This is a genomic window from Enterobacter sp. T1-1 (genome assembly GCF_000710795.1).
Taxonomy (GTDB): domain Bacteria; phylum Pseudomonadota; class Gammaproteobacteria; order Enterobacterales; family Enterobacteriaceae; genus Enterobacter; species Enterobacter cloacae.
Map to the genome: position 1 here is coordinate 1 of NZ_JALW01000117.1, position 404 is coordinate 404.

Below are 404 nucleotides of genomic sequence, written 5' to 3' on the forward strand. Positions count from 1 at the left end.
GCGAAGCGGAAACCACCATGAGCAATAACGTCAGGATTGAGGTACTGCTGAACGCAGTAGACCGGGCAAGCCGACCGCTCAAAGCTATCCAGACTGCCAGCAAGACCCTTGCTGGCGACATCCGCACTTCTCAAAACAGCCTGCGCGATCTGAATGCGCAGGCGTCCCGAATTGACGGATTCAGGAAAGCGAGCGCACAGCTTGCCGTGACTGGTCAGTCGCTTGATAAAGCGAAACAGGAGGCTGCAGCACTGGCCGTCCAGTTTAAAAAAACAGAAAACCCGACTAAAGCGCAGGCGCGCGCGATGGAGGCGGCAAAGAAATCCGCCGCTGATCTGCAGCTCAAATATAACGGGCTCAGGCAGTCGGTGCAGCGCCAGCGCACGGAGCTCGCGCAGGCTGGC

At 58.2% G+C, this 404-nt stretch carries 1 pseudogene; it reads left to right on the top strand.

Annotated features, from left to right (window positions below):
• Positions 1 to 17 precede the first annotated feature (17 nt).
• Positions 18 to 404 (top strand): annotated as a pseudogene (locus AK59_RS01000000123995) (phage tail tape measure protein); the annotation flags it as partial.